The organism is Cupriavidus sp. C1SS-2L, from assembly GCF_057073735.1.
In genome coordinates, this window is sequence record NZ_CP172709.1 from 2,213,311 (window position 1) to 2,227,405 (window position 14,095).

Sequence of the window (14,095 nt, forward strand, 5' to 3'; positions counted from 1 at the left end):
CTTCTCACGAACCGGAGGACTTGATCAGCATTGCCCTAAGTGATAAGGGGCCGCTTCTTCGGGCCCTGGGTCTAGATCCCGACAAGATGGACGGACTGGTGTCCGGGAGTGCTGACGAAGTCATGGTCGATCGCGGGCAGGGGGCAAAGGGAATGATGCCGATCTACGTTGTCGGCTCGGCAATTATGGATTTCTCCGTTACGCGTCCCTACACCGCGGTAGACAAAGGGACGGTCGAGAATGCCAACAAACTGATCAAGACGAAAATGCAGAAGAAGGTTGTCGCCTCAGCTGATCTAGAGAAGGAGCTACTGATGCGATACCGGGCGCTCCCGGTGGGCTACTGCACGGTCAAGAAGCTGAAGGCGATGGAGCTTCGCTTAGCAGCTCGTCGCAACGGTGAAGGGAAGAAGCGGACAAGGACGGACGACGGGGAAGTCAGGCGAAAGGGCGGAAAGATTGTTGAAATGGAGTTGATGACGTTCATGCGCATGGTCACTGTTGCGGTTAATGCGATAAATACGCAGTGTAGAAGAGACGAACTCGCACTGAGCCAGGACATGATCATTGACGCGGTGCCGCCGATACGTGCTGATATGCATCGTGCGAGACAAGCCGCTCGCGTGGCTGATGCAGCGAGGCGCGCAGACGCTGCGTTACTGGCGACGGATGTCCTGAAGTTCAAGCGTCTAAAAGTCTTCCAAGGTAAGGTGCGTCATAACAATGTGTGGTACGGAGCTGGATCCGAGCGAACGGGAGAGAGCCATCCGGGCCTACACACGATGCTCGCGGACGCGAGGACATGGGCTGAGACGTACCCTGGACGGCCATTCGAGATCGACGTGGCGTTCCCTCCCGATCCCTCGCGGCTTGTGGCGATATGGCGGCGAGCAAGCGGAGGGGAGCAGGGAAGCGAAAGCTTTGAACTCCTGGAATTGCCTGCCACCATCAAGTCGCTGCACACCTATGCCGGAGATGTCGACGACGCCGTAGGCGAAGAAGTCGTCAAAGGCTTGCGCAGATGCCTATTGATTCAGAAGAAAGAACGAGACAAGGACGACGGCGATGGGGAAGAGTCCGTCGCGGTAGACATCGACATGGTCGACCAAGGGGAACCCTTTCGGGATCCCATAGAGTCTTCCGATGGTGGCGTTGCGCTGCCACGCAGTACCGCCGGGCATGGCGGCACGACCAACGAGCACGGCGCGGACAAAGCCGCACCGTTGCCGGCCATGGCTTCGCGTGCCATCGCAGGTCATAAGTTCGATCTGCCGGCCTGGCTGGACAGTCTAAAGAATGCACTGAAAGGCAAGCGCGCAACGCGGTGAGCCCCTAACCTCTGGAGCCAAATGATGACAGCGCCGAACGAAAAGCGTTTATCCGTGCCTATCGTGGAGCTGCCCCCGTACGCAACTGCAAGCAGTATTGCCGATATGGTGCTAGGTTCATGGAGTTCTGGTGACTATTCTTCCGCGCGGAGAAAGACAGTGAGCTATCTGCAGACGATGGCATTTGCCACGGTGACCGTACCTCTGTCCGTCATCGCGCGTGTGTCCGGTGGGCTGTATTCGGTGCCGACTCTGCTGAGTGAAAACACACTATGCGCGCTAGCGGGTCTCGGAATGTCAGCAGTCGGGCGTGCGAATTTGCTTCAACGGGTGGTGACGGGCAATGGTGGCTACTACAAATCACCTTTCTTTCCACCCTGGGTCAATTGCGATAACCGGCCCGTACGGACGTGCGGGAAGTGTGAATGGGATATGTGGGCAACGTACGGGGTTCGCGCGATTCTTTGCCCTCATCAGATTCCGTTCGTGACGGCCTGCTTTACGTGTGGAAACCTGCTAACCAAGCGGGTTGAGGGGGTACGACCACCGAAGAGGGCTTTTACTGCCGCTCCCCGCAGTGTCCTAAGGTTCGCCCGGGTGGCACAAAGGGTTGCAGACGAGGCCAACGCGGTCGGCCCGTTCAAGAGGAAGCTCGTCGAGCTTCTTCGTGATCGTGGGTATGTTCACCCATACGGCACGTTTAGAACTTCGGCGCTGCGCCATGATTTCCACAGGTTTTGTCGAAGCAGCGTTTCGGACGAGCAGCTTCTTAAGCTTGCTCAGTATCCTTGGCGCATCAATGAGCTGCTTTGGTGGATTGGGGATGCAGGCCATGCGAACGAAGAACGCACTTGTACCATTCATCCCGTCTACATCATCCTATTCGAACAATTTCTAATGGAAGAGGGGCAGTACGGTGCCAAAGTTCCACATTCGTTGAAGTCCGAAGCGCTACGGACATGGCCGTACGATTGGGTGGCAAGAACCGCCGGAGCCGCGTATCGGATTCCTGTTGACCGTCGTCGGCGGTACGGAAGGCGGGATCTTCCGGCGTTGGTGGCGGCAGGTCGTACGCGTGAGGAAATCCGAGATCTTATCGGCGTGGCATGGGCTACGACAATCGACGAGTATTTGCGGGAAGATGGCCTACGCCCGCTCTATGACAACATTCGGAACAATTTGAAACGTCGTGAGGCACGGGAACGATGGGTCGCTCTGGAACGGCTCTTTCCGCGGTTGAGTTGCAGTGCGCTCCGCCGAAAGTCCCCTAACCTGTTTGCTTGGCTTGAGAGTAACGACAAAAGATGGTGGCGGCAGCGCCTCGAAAAGCGCCGTGGAAGACGAAACGATGAAAGTACAGAGATGCTGTTAGCAAAGATGACAAATAGCCAATGCTCGGCATTAGAGGATCGCGTTCGACAGGCTATCGATCGGATATACGAGAGCAATCCCCCTCGTCGGTGCTCCTTCGTGGCAATATTGGGCGAAGCGGGATTGAATCCTACTACGCTGCGCGTGGCACGAATGCTACCCCGTATCGATAAGTTGATTTTGTGCTCACATGAATCAAATGCCGAGTACCAGGCAAGGAGAAAGATCGCGAATAGTCGAGATAGTTGCCATGGGCTGGGGGGAAAGGTCTAACTTCAGAGATTCGGCCTGCATGAGGTCATACTCGTTGAAGACTATCGATCTGCGGATGCGCAGCCGGCTGAGCTGTTCTAGTGACAGGTGACTCCGATGCGATATCCAGAGGCAGTTTTGAGACGAACGGGGTCCGACGTCCACTCACATCGCGACCCAAAACCCCGCTGCGCCTCCTTCCTACTCTCCCTCGTACCATGGATGGTTGCTTTCGAAGGAGCGCACCTGCGCAGCGTTGGTGGCTTGACATGGCGGATAGCATGTGGATGATGCGGAGCTAGCGCGCATTGTCAAGATATCGGCCGCCGTCGCTCTCAAGTCGGGCCTTAGGCTCCCCTGTTCTCGTCTGGGGCGATCTACGCCTCGGTGCATGGGCACGGTCAGGCAGCTTTGCCAACGTCGCGCTCGATATCCCTCCGTCGGCGGATAGCACCTGTCTCGACAGCCGCGGATAATTGATGCGAGCCTCAAGGCGGGGCTGCGTTGTGCAGCGGCCGGACGTCCGATGCCGGGCCGGCATGGCGGGCAGTTCAGCGCTTGATCGACGAGGACTGGTCACGGCCGTCCTGACGCAGGGGATAGGCGCGGTGATTAGCCATACTATTTTCAGATGATTCGCCAGCTGCGGTAGCAATGGAGGGGGTGTGACAATAATTTCGAAGCTCGTGCTGCATAATTTTAAAAAGTTCGAAACGCTGGAGCTTGATTTCAATGCAAAGACCAACATTCTTGTTGGCGACAATGAAGCAGGAAAGAGCTCAGTGCTGCTGGCTCTCGACCTGATTCTTGGCGCGAGCCGGGGGCGAGTCGAAGCCGTGGGCGTGGAAAGCCTGCTGTGCAAGACAGCCGTCGATGGTTTCCTGGCCGGAGACCGGAAGCCCGAGCATCTGCCGTTGCTTTATGTTGAGGCCTGGCTGATGGCCGGGGATGATTTCGAGCTCAACGGCAGAAACAACTCCAAGGGCGTCGAGGCCGATGGCCTGCGCCTCGAGATCGCGCCGATCGAAGAGTACGGCAAGGCCATCGCGGAAGTCCTCGCGCAGGAGGAGCCCAATTTTCCTTACGAATACTACGGAATCCGGTTCCACACGTTCTCAGGGGACGCGGTGGTCGCCTACAAGCGTCCTGTCAGGCATTTGTCTTTGGACAGTTCCCGAATCGACAGTGAGCATGCAGTCCGGGAGTACACGCGGGCCGTATTCGGTGTGCACACGGACGTTCCCACCCGACACCGCCTGGAAAACCAGTATCGCCGCGGGAAGGACACCTTTCGCAAGGAATATTTGGGGCCTGTTAACCAGGACCTTGCTGACTACCAGTTCGGCGTGCGCAGTGGCCACCGTTCGAACCTGGAGGTGGACCTGCAGATTATGGAGGACGGCATTCCGCTGGAGAACCGCGGCAAAGGACGTCAGTGCTTCCTGAAGACCGAGTTCGCGTTGCGCCGCCACAAGAATAACGGCGCATCGCTGCATGCGTTGCTGCTGGAGGAGCCCGAAAACCATTTGAGTCACACGGGCATGCGGCGGCTCGTCCGGAGCCTGGAGGATGCGGTCCAGACGCAACTGTTTGTGGCCACTCACAGCAGTCATATTGCATCGCGGCTGGATCTGCGCCACGCACAATTGTTGGGCATCAACGATCAGGCTTCGAGTTTGCAAGCGCTCAGTGAAGAGACGGCCAACTTCTTCATTAAGGCCCCCGACAATAATATCCTGGAGTTCGCGCTGTCCCAACGCGTGATCCTGGTGGAGGGCGACGCGGAGTTTATCCTTCTCGATGCGCTGTACCGCGCCGCGTCGGGAGGGGTGTCGCCGGAGCAGGACGATGTGCACGTGATGGCGATTGGCGGGACGAGCTTTAAACGCTATCTAGAGTTGGGCAAGCTGTTGGGCATCCGGACCGCTGCCATTCGAGACAACGATGGCAACTTCCAAGCCAACTGTGTGGACAATTTCGCCGAGCACATCTATGACGCGGGGATGGTGTTCGCCGACGCCGATAATGCCAAATATACGTTCGAGGTGGGCTTGTATGACTGCAATTCAGCAGCTTGCGACGCCCTCTTTGCGGATGGCAGGCGCACGCTGACCCCCCTGCAATATATGCTGGCCAACAAGACCGACGCGGCCTTGAGCCTGCTCACCAGTCAGCATGCCCTAGTCGTCCCACGCTACATCGAGGAGGCCGTGCAGTGGATAAGAGGGTAATTTTCGCGGTCGCAGGCTCCGGCAAGACCACGCGCTTGATCGACGAGCTTGACCTGGAGCGGCGGGTACTGCTGATTACCTACACCGAGAACAATTTCGCCCACCTGCGATTTCGCGTGCTGCAGAAGTTCGGGTACATGCCGCCGAACATTGTGGTCTGTACTTACTTCAGATTTCTACACAATTTCTGCTACCGGCCACTGCTGCAGATGGGTCTGGGCAGCCGAGGCATGAATTTTCGGCTGCCCCCCGCTCAGACGTCAAAGCTCGCCTTGACCCAAGACGCGCGCTACCTTGATGGGAGTCGCCGCCTCTATCACAACCGCCTCGCTAAATTGTTGGAGGTGAAAGGATGTCTGCCGGCGCTTCTGGCGCGCATCGAACGATACTTCGACCGAGTCTTCGTGGATGAAGTGCAGGACTTTGGGGGCCACGATTTTAATCTGCTGTCCCGGTTGTGGCGGGTGAATACGGATGTGTTGCTGGTTGGAGACTTTTTTCAGCACACGTTTGATACCAGCCGTGACGGGTCGGTGAACCGGACGCTGCACAACGATTTTGGCCTCTACGCACAACGCTTTTCAGCCCAAGGGATTGCCGTGGACCGTCAATCTCTGCGCGCAAGTCGCCGGTGCAGCAAGACAGTCTGTGATTTCATCCGCGAGCGCTTGCAGATTGACATGCATGCGCATGAGGAGCGGGGCTCCGATCTGTCCGTTGTGGAGCAAGTGCCCGTCGCGAAGGACCTGTATCGGAATCCTTCGATCGTCAAACTCTTTTACAGCAGTCACACTCGGTATGGTTGCTTCTCTAACAATTGGGGGGCCAGCAAGGGCATGGACCATTTTCGCGACGTTTGCGTCGTCCTTGGAAAGGACGCGTGGGCGCGCTTGCGTGATGGCGGCCTTCAGGACCTTCCGCCGCAGACACGTAACAAGCTGTATGTGGCGTGCTCGCGGGCGCGTGAAAACTTGTTTTTTGTCCGTGAGCAGGACCTACGGGAATTCCTGACTTGACCATCACAACTCCATGCCATTGAAGAGCATTCCTAATTTGAACGTTCTGCGGGTGTCCCGTCGGCGATAATGCAGCATGTTCAACGATCGAGCTGCCCCAGCGTGAAAGCCCCATTCCTTGCTGTCCATGAACGGTTGCGGAGGTATTCGCTACGGAAGTGCCTTCCGCAGCTCGGTCGCATCGCGATGCATGTCCATGGCGATGGGCCACCGCCGTATCCGGTCCCGTCGCTCAAGGAGAAGGTGCCGGCCTTTATGTTGCCGCTGCTCGCGCGCGAGCTTGCGCTCCATGCACAGCCGGAGCGTGGACGATGCTTCGCGAAGCTGGGGGACCTGTACAAGGTACTCGATGTCATCAGGCACGCGTGGGACAAGAGCTTCAGTGTCGACATGACGCCAGAGGTCGCCTTGCGCGACCTGACGGCGATGGCGCACCAGCAGTTCCCATGGCAGGTCCAGAAGTCCCTGCTTTCGCTGATGCGCTACTACCGGATCCTGCGGCACCCGACGCTCGCCCCGATCGTGGAGACCGAGGTTGGGATGCCTGTGCGGACGTATTTCCTGCTGGGTGTCATCGGTGGCGGCGAACTGCTGAAACGACCATGGATCGAGCGCCAGCGCGTGCTGGACGCGGTAGGCATCACGCCGCAGCAGGTGCGCCGTTTCTATGAGCCCCTTACCACAGGGGTAGGCGGTTTGCGCGAACAGATCGTTAAGCATCAGCGCTTGGATCGCAGTTGGGGGTTCACCTGGAATCCGCTGGAGGGCACGCCGCTACTGCGGCTGAAGGGCAACTCTCCGCACGCCTTCGCGCCCATCCCGGAGTACTTCTACCGGGCGATCACCAATGGCCTGTACTACCGGCTCGTCAAGCGGGATGGATTCTCCAAGGGATTCGGGGCCGCATTCGAGGCCTACATTGGGGAGGTGCTGCGCGAGGCGTTCGCAACGCCGCGCTTCACCGTCACAGGCGAGGCGCCATACACCGTCGGCAAGGATGCGAAGCTCGGCACCGACTGGATTGTCACCGATGACACGGCCAATTTGTTTATCGAGTGCAAGACCAAGCGGCTGCGGCACGATGCCAAGATGCCTGATGCGATCGAAGAGTTTGATGAGCAACTCGACGTGCTGGCCGGCATCGTGGTCCAGCTCTACAAGAACATCCGCGATGCCCAAGGCGGTCACACGCCGGCGTGGCTGCCCAATGTTCGGCCGATCTACCCGGTGGTCATCACGCTGGACGAATGGCATCTGTTTGGGCCGATCGTCATGGAGTTGCTTGAACGTAAGGTGAAGGCCGGGCTGGAGCACTGCAAAATTCCGCTGTCGGTCCTGCAAGAGATGCCGTACACGACGTGTTCGGCGCAGGACTTCGAAAGCGCGGTGCTAACCGTGGCCGAGCTGGGCCTCGACAAATATCTGCGGGAGAAGACACATTTGGACTGCCGCGTCTGGTCGCTGCGGGATTTTACGCTGCAGCGACACGCCGGGGTGGCCGAGCGCGTTCACCGGCCCATGTTCTGGAATGACCTCAAAGAGATCGCGCCGTTCGAGGCCGTGCACTGCCCAGCATTGGGCTAAAGATAGCCCGCAGAAGGGCATAATACACGGACTGCTGCGGAGCCTTTTGGGGTATATTGGTGCGATGCAATATGGCGGATTGCCTTCACAAAGGGACAGTACACTGAGTGTTCTGACCAGGATCGCCAGTTGACCCGCTAGGCAATGGTTGATGGGCGATTATCGCTGTCCCCGCTACCGCCTTCTTTGGCAAAGTGTTGCTGCGCCCCAGTTCAAGACAGTTCGCCCCAAAAGCTGTGCGATCACATTCGCGCGGCCGCTCACATGGCAAGCGTCACGACATTCATCTGCGACGAGCCGTACCGGCAGCCAGCTTCTATGTGATCCCGGTCGCTTTAAGCCGGCCGCCGGCTATCCGGTAGATGTCGATGATTCCCAGATGCGATACTTTGACAAATCGCATTTCGGCGTTTGACACTCGCTTCAATTTTCGAAAAACGCATCTAAGAACCGGCGTATTTCGCGGACGCAACACCGCTTTGGCCATCGAGATTGTCCCCTGTTTCTAGGGGTTAATCGACGCTAGCCTTGGCCCCACCTATCGATTTGACAAATGGCATTCCTCCTTAACACGGTCCTGGCAGGCGCCGCATGGCGCGGATTCGTTGCAGTAAAGCGCGGTGGCGCATCGCCGGGCACAGGCTGCAGCCGCCATGTGCCGTAGCGCTTTTCCAGCACGCCGCGCACGCCACTGACGGTGTCACCGGCGCGCACCGGGTTTGCCGTGCTCAGCGCGGGCGCGGGGTAGGGCACGACCTCAGGAGTTTGCTGGCTCGACCCGTCGTCGAGCACCAGCCGGTTCAGCGCGTTGGCGGCGGCAAGCTGCGCGGCATCCCGGCCCGGTGCGGCGACTGCCGTGGGAATACGCAGCCTGCCATGTCCGAGCAGAAGGCTGCCGTAGCGGCCGAGTTCATGGGTGTCGTTGACGGTGAGGGTTTGGGGCAGGCTGACGAGCATGCCTTCGCGCGCGGCCAGTGCGGCTTCGTCGGCAAATGGCATCGTCATGCTGGCTGGCGTGACGGTTCGGCCCGTTGCACAGAGGACCGGCATGCCAGACAAGGCGAGCTGGGTCTGGCCGTAGCGTTCTTCCACGGTGCCGGGCAAGCGCATCAGATCGCCGGCGCGCGCGGTGTGGCGCGGCGCGTAGACAAACAAGCCTTCGGAAACGCCCGGCCGGTGCTGCCGGCGCGCATCTTCCTGCTGGGCGAAGAAACCCATGAAGCCGTCGGGCCCGCTGAAGTCGGCGGTGACAACGGCTTCGATCTCGACTGTCCTGCCGGCCAGCGGCGAAGTGGTCGATGCGCCTTGTACATCGGCGATCAGCGTGGACGGTGATCCGCACGGCGCGGTGGCCGCAACGGCGAGGGTCGTGCTTGCGGCGAGCAACAGTCCGGACAGCAGGGGGTTCGGCAGCATGAATGACATGGCGGTTCATCTGAGGATCATGGAAAGCCGCGATGCTAAGGGGCCGCAGTGACGAAAGGGTTGCGGCCACACGACCCTTGCGCATGAACGTGCTAAGGTAATGTCATTCGGCCGGCACGCGCCGGCAGCCACCCCAACCAGATACAGGGACATCATGATCAAGGAAATCGCGCAAATCACCGTCAAGCCCGGCAGCGAAAGCCAGTTCGAACAGGGCGTGAGCAAGGCCAAGCCGCTGTTCCTGCGTTCGCGCGGCTGCCATGGCGTGCAGCTGTTCCGCTCCGTCGAGCAGCCGCAGCAATACACGCTGGTGGTCGAGTGGGAAACGGTCGAAGACCATATGGTGCATTTCCGCGAATCTCCGGAATTCCAGCAATGGCGCGAACTGGTCAGCGACAGCTTTGCGGCCCCGCCGCAGGTCGGCCACGTGTCCAAGGTTCTCTGAGCGCAACGCTTATGTCGGCGCCTCAGGAGCGGCCCCGCCATTTCTCCATGCTGCGCGAGCTGCAGCTCGCCGATGTGTTCACGCTCGGCAATGCGGCGTGCGGCATGGGGTCGGTGTTCTTCGCCATGTTCTACGTGGGCACGCCGACACCGGCGCATTTCTTCACGGCGGCAGCGCTCGCGCCGCTGGCGTTCATCTTTGACGTGCTGGATGGGCGTATCGCGCGCTGGCGCCACCAGCATTCGGCGATGGGGCGCGAACTCGATTCGCTGGCTGACATCATTTCATTCGGAGTCGGGCCTGCCGCGCTGGCCTTTGCCGCGGGCATGCGCGGGGGCTGGGACCTGGCCGTGTTGATCTTTTTCGTCTGCTGCGGCGTCAGCCGGCTTGCGCGCTTCAATGTCACGGCGGAAACGCTGTCGGCCGGCAGCGACAAGGTCAAGTATTTCGAAGGCACGCCGATTCCGACGAGTGTGCTGTTGACCGGTGTGCTGGCCTGGTGTGCCGCGCAAGAGCGCACTGGCGCGGCGCTGCCCGGCGGCGTCTGGACGATTGGCCCCGCCGACCTTCATCCGCTGGTGCTGCTGTTCGCGCTATCGGGCTCGCTGATGGTCAGCAAGACACTGCGTATTCCCAAGTTCTGATCGAAGCCGGTCCCGCATGCGGGCCGGCGCCTTCATCTGCCTACTCCGGTTGCTCCGGCTGGTCCATTTCCAACTTTGCATTGAGCGACAGCGAGCGTGCCGCCTCGATCAGCAATTCGCGCGCTTCGTCCAGCGACGGCCCTGCATGGCGGTCAATGCGGCGGATATACGGCGAGGTCAGCACCGCGAGCGCATGTCCCTGCGGATCGAGGATCGGGCAACTGATATCGACCACGCCGAACGACTGCAGGCTTTCGCGCTGCTTGTAGCCAAGCTCGTGGATGTTTCGAGGGGCGCGACAACGACGGCCACCTCGTCGTGGACGCGCGATCCGGGCTATGGCCCGGAGATGGCGACTGACGGCGATCCGGCAACGCGGTGGGCATCGGAAGCGCCCACCGCCACGCTGACGCAAGTGTTCGCGGCGCCTGCGACGATCCGCCTGGTGCAGCTCGCCGAGTACCTCGACCCGACAGAGTCGGACTCCCGTACCGGCAGCTATATGCTGGAGGCACAGGTGAACGGCCAGTGGCAGGCGGTGGCCAGCGGTTCGGACATTGGCGCGAGCCGCTATGTCTCGCTGGCCGGTCCGGTCACGGCGTCGGCGTTGCGAATCCGCGTAGTGTCGCGCGACCAGCGGCCGCCGAGCCTCTACACGTTCCTGGCGGTTTCGACGGGCAACCGATGATGTCGCTGGCTCAGGCCTTTGCGGCCTGCGCCGGTGTTGCGTGGCCGGGCAGGGCATTGCGCCTGACCGCCAGCGCCAGCAGCGCTGCCACCAGGCAAGCCGCGCCGGCGGCATACAGCGCCGGCGTATAGGTCAGCAGCAGCGTGCGGCTCAGGCCCGCGCCGAAGGCCGCCGTGGCGGCGCCAACCTGGTGAGCGGCAAAGATCCAGCCGAATACCATCGGCGCGCGGTCGCGGCCGAACGCGGTGCCCGCGAGCTTGACGGTGGGCGGCACCGTGGCAATCCAGTCGAGGCCGTAGAACATGGCGAAGATCGACAGGCCATACAGCGTGAAGGTCGAGTGCGGCAGCCAGAACAGCGACAAGCCGCGCAGTCCGTAGTACCAGAACAGCAGCTTGCGGCTGTCATAACGGTCCGACAGCCAGCCTGACAGGATGGTGCCGACGAAGTCGAATGCGCCCATCATCGCGAGTGCCGAGGCGGCTGGCACGGGCCCCATGCCGAAGTCTCCGCATAGCGAGATGAAGTGGGTCTGGATCAGGCCGTTCGTGGACAGGCCACAGATAAAGAACGTGCCGGCCAGCACCCAGAACGTCTGGTTGCGCATGGCATCGCGCAGCACGACGAACGGGCCGCGCAGCGTGAGCGGGGCGGGCGGTGCGGATGGGGTAAGCGGAACCGCAGCGGGGACTTCGCCGAACGCCGCCAGGCCGACGTCGCTGGGGCGGTTGCGCATGAACCCTAACACCAGTACGGCCAGCACCGCACACGCGGCCAGCACCGGAAGCACCGCGACGCGCCAGCCCATGTGTTCGATCAGCCAGGCCGCCGCCGGCAGGAAAGCAAGCTGGCCGGTGGCCGAACTCGCGGTAAGCAGGCCGATGACCAGCCCGCGGCGCGCGCTGAACCAGCGGTTGGCGACCACAGCGGCGAGCACCAGCGCCGTCATGCCGGAACCGATGCCGAGCATCAGGCCCCAGGCCAGGAACAGTTGCCACAGTTCCGTGGCGACCGTGGCCAGCGCCATGCCGCCCGCAATCAGGGCCAGCGCTGCGCACACGACGTTACGCACGCCGAAGCGCTCCATCAGGATGGCCGAGAACGGGGCCATCAGTCCGAACAGCGCGAAACGGAACGCCAGGATCGATGAGATCTGGTCCGTGTTCCATCCCATTTCCAGGGTCAGCGGCTTGAGGAAGGCGCCAGGCAGGCCGAGCGCGGCCGAGGTCGTCAGCATGACGAGGAACGTGATGGCCGCGACGATCCACGCGTAGTGGATGCCGCGCCGGTCGAGCCGGCTGGAAATCGCTTGGGAGAACATGGGTCTCTTTCTCAGGGGGCGCTTTGCAAGCGTGAAAGGTGAGTCGGGCCATCCGCGTGCCGGTATGGGTGCGGAGGACAGAGTGCGTGATGGAGCTGCCGGAGCGGCAGATCGATTAATGGGTCAGCCGGATGACGTCCCGAGCAGCCGCTCACGGACTGCGTCCAGGATGGTGTCGGAGATTGTGTCGCCTTCGACGGCCCGGGCGAGCGTGATCGCGCCCACGAGCATGGCCATGCGAATCAACGCTTCCTTGTGGCGCGTCTCCGCGCTGTCACTCGCAACGGTCGCTTCCATATCCCCGACCAGTGCCTTGAAGCCTTCCAGGTAAGCGAGCCGCACTGGCTTGTCGGCCGGCTCGCGTGCCACGTCGCTGGCCAGCGAGGCGGCCGCGCATCCTTGTCCCGGATTCGCGCAATGCTCAGGCGTCAGATAGGGCGCGACGAGGTTCGCAAGCATCGCTTGCGGATCCCCCGAAGCGCGGTCGAGCCGGCGTTCCCAACGGACCGTCGATTCCTCGAACGCGCGTCTGCATGCCTGCGCCGCCAGCGCGTCCTTGGACGCGAAATGCCCGTAGAAGCCCCCGTGGGTGAGCCCGGCGCCTGCCATCAGTTCGGCCACGCTGACGCCATTGAGCCCGCGTTCGCGGAACAGGCGCGACGACGCCTGTTCGATCGCTTCCCGGTTCTTGTCGGCTTGTTCCCGTGATGCGCGTGCCATGTGAAGACTCCTTCGAAAATTGGTGCTTGACGAATTTTAGATGATGGTCATAATTTGTTCAATAGATGTTGATCGTAATTTAAGAGGTCATCCCCATTCATTTGACCTCGCACTTCACCCCAACCGACAGGAGTCCCTGTAATGCAGAACCTTTTTGATCTTTCCGGCCGCGTGGCCGTCGTGACCGGCTCGACCATGGGCATGGGCTTTGAAATGGCGCGTGCGCTGGGCAGCGCCGGGGCCAGCGTCATCGTTTCCGGACGCAATGGCGACGTCGCCCGTACGGTCGCCGCGCAACTGGAGAGCGACGGTATTCGCGCCGTGGGTATCGCCTGCGATATCGCCGACCTGGCCAGCGTGCACGCATTTGCGGAACAGGGGCTGGCGGCCTTTGGCAGGGTGGACGCCCTGGTGTTGAACGCTGCGGCCGATGGCGCCGCGGGTTCTTTGCTCTCGCAGGGCCCTGAAGTGTTCGATGCGGCGATGGCCGGCAATGTGCGCGGCAACCTGCAGCTGGTCAATGCGCTGGCACCGCAGATGGTGTCGCGCGGCGACGGTTCGATCACCTTCATGTCGAGCATCGCGGCCAAGCGTGGCTCGGCATTCCTCGGCATGTACAGCATCACCAAGGGTGCGGTCGACCAGGCCGTGCGCAGCCTTGCCCTGGAGCTCGGCGCGAACGGCGTGAACGTGAATGCCATCAATCCGGGTCCGGTCCGAACGGAATTCTCGCGTGAAGCCCTGTGGGGCGATCCCGCACGCGAGGCGCAACTGGCTTCGCGCATCCCGATGCGGCGCATCGGCGAGGCAAATGACGTGGCCGGGCTTGCAGTGTTGCTGGCCTCGCCTGCCGGACGTTTCATCAACGGGCAGAGCATCAGCGTGGACGGCGGGCTGTCCGTAGCCTGACGCGTCACGTTGTTCGGATGGCTTCAAATGTGCATACATATGAAGCCGTCTTCAGCGCGTTGAAGAGATTTGCCGTATTGTCTCGGTTGAACCGTGCCGGGCGATGAACCGGCCGCAAAGAGTCTCGCGCCGTGTCCAGTCCCGCCCCGATCCAAGCCGCT

At 61.1% G+C, this 14,095-nt stretch carries 11 protein-coding genes and 2 pseudogenes; 9 read left to right on the forward strand and 4 right to left on the reverse strand.

The window, feature by feature from the left end; all coding sequences use genetic code 11:
* Positions 1 to 20 precede the first annotated feature (20 nt).
* From ACIGJG_RS27860 to ACIGJG_RS27880, 5 genes are all read left to right on the forward strand, one after another.
* On the forward strand, positions 21 to 1,328 hold the full coding sequence (locus ACIGJG_RS27860) for a hypothetical protein (protein WP_483673455.1): 1,308 nt from the start codon (positions 21 to 23) through the stop codon (positions 1,326 to 1,328).
* An 897-nt stretch (positions 1,329 to 2,225) separates the two neighbouring features.
* The gene (locus tag ACIGJG_RS27865) at positions 2,226 to 2,972 is read left to right on the forward strand and encodes a TnsD family Tn7-like transposition protein (protein WP_483674052.1); all 747 of its coding nucleotides are present in this window, start codon (positions 2,226 to 2,228) and stop codon (positions 2,970 to 2,972) included.
* Positions 2,973 to 3,616: 644 nt separating this feature from the next.
* Positions 3,617 to 5,182: an ATP-dependent nuclease gene (locus tag ACIGJG_RS27870; RefSeq protein WP_483673456.1), complete on the forward strand. Its 1,566-nt coding sequence runs from the start codon at positions 3,617 to 3,619 to the stop codon at positions 5,180 to 5,182.
* On the forward strand, positions 5,167 to 6,198 hold the full coding sequence (locus tag ACIGJG_RS27875) for a DEAD/DEAH box helicase family protein (protein WP_483673458.1): 1,032 nt from the start codon (positions 5,167 to 5,169) through the stop codon (positions 6,196 to 6,198). The genes ACIGJG_RS27870 and ACIGJG_RS27875 overlap by 16 nt, the downstream gene beginning before the upstream one ends.
* A gap of 255 nt (positions 6,199 to 6,453) precedes the next feature.
* A complete protein-coding gene (locus ACIGJG_RS27880; RefSeq protein WP_483673460.1) occupies positions 6,454 to 7,782 on the forward strand; it encodes a hypothetical protein in 1,329 nt (442 codons plus the stop codon).
* A gap of 576 nt (positions 7,783 to 8,358) precedes the next feature.
* Here ACIGJG_RS27880 and ACIGJG_RS27885 read toward each other — a convergent pair.
* A pseudogene (locus ACIGJG_RS27885) lies at positions 8,359 to 9,207 on the reverse strand (ExeM/NucH family extracellular endonuclease); the annotation flags it as partial.
* A gap of 154 nt (positions 9,208 to 9,361) precedes the next feature.
* Between ACIGJG_RS27885 and ACIGJG_RS27890 the strand changes: the two are divergent.
* Both ACIGJG_RS27890 and ACIGJG_RS27895 read left to right on the forward strand, forming a co-directional pair.
* The gene (locus ACIGJG_RS27890; protein ID WP_041680205.1) at positions 9,362 to 9,652 is read left to right on the forward strand and encodes an antibiotic biosynthesis monooxygenase family protein; all 291 of its coding nucleotides are present in this window, start codon (positions 9,362 to 9,364) and stop codon (positions 9,650 to 9,652) included.
* 11 nt (positions 9,653 to 9,663) lie between these two features.
* Entirely contained in the window at positions 9,664 to 10,296 is a 633-nt protein-coding gene (locus ACIGJG_RS27895; RefSeq protein WP_011300444.1) for a CDP-alcohol phosphatidyltransferase family protein, read from the forward strand.
* Positions 10,297 to 10,336: 40 nt separating this feature from the next.
* Here ACIGJG_RS27895 and ACIGJG_RS27900 read toward each other — a convergent pair.
* Positions 10,337 to 10,579: pseudogene (locus ACIGJG_RS27900) on the reverse strand (IclR family transcriptional regulator); the annotation flags it as partial.
* On the opposite strand from ACIGJG_RS27900, the gene ACIGJG_RS27905 reads away from it, so the two are divergent.
* Entirely contained in the window at positions 10,490 to 10,984 is a 495-nt protein-coding gene (locus tag ACIGJG_RS27905; RefSeq protein WP_483673462.1) for a discoidin domain-containing protein, read from the forward strand. The pseudogene ACIGJG_RS27900 and the gene ACIGJG_RS27905 overlap by 90 nt on opposite strands.
* Before the next feature lie 10 nt (positions 10,985 to 10,994).
* Here ACIGJG_RS27905 and ACIGJG_RS27910 read toward each other — a convergent pair whose 3' ends face one another.
* Both ACIGJG_RS27910 and ACIGJG_RS27915 read right to left on the reverse strand, forming a co-directional pair.
* On the reverse strand, positions 10,995 to 12,305 hold the full coding sequence (locus ACIGJG_RS27910) for an MFS transporter (RefSeq protein WP_011300442.1): 1,311 nt from the start codon (positions 12,303 to 12,305) through the stop codon (positions 10,995 to 10,997).
* A 123-nt stretch (positions 12,306 to 12,428) separates the two neighbouring features.
* Positions 12,429 to 13,025, reverse strand: coding sequence for a TetR/AcrR family transcriptional regulator (locus ACIGJG_RS27915; protein ID WP_220630296.1), 597 nt, complete (start codon positions 13,023 to 13,025; stop codon positions 12,429 to 12,431).
* A gap of 141 nt (positions 13,026 to 13,166) precedes the next feature.
* Between ACIGJG_RS27915 and ACIGJG_RS27920 the strand changes: the two genes are divergently transcribed.
* On the forward strand, positions 13,167 to 13,934 hold the full coding sequence (locus tag ACIGJG_RS27920) for an SDR family NAD(P)-dependent oxidoreductase (RefSeq protein ID WP_011300440.1): 768 nt from the start codon (positions 13,167 to 13,169) through the stop codon (positions 13,932 to 13,934).
* The last annotated feature ends 161 nt before the right edge of the window (positions 13,935 to 14,095 follow it).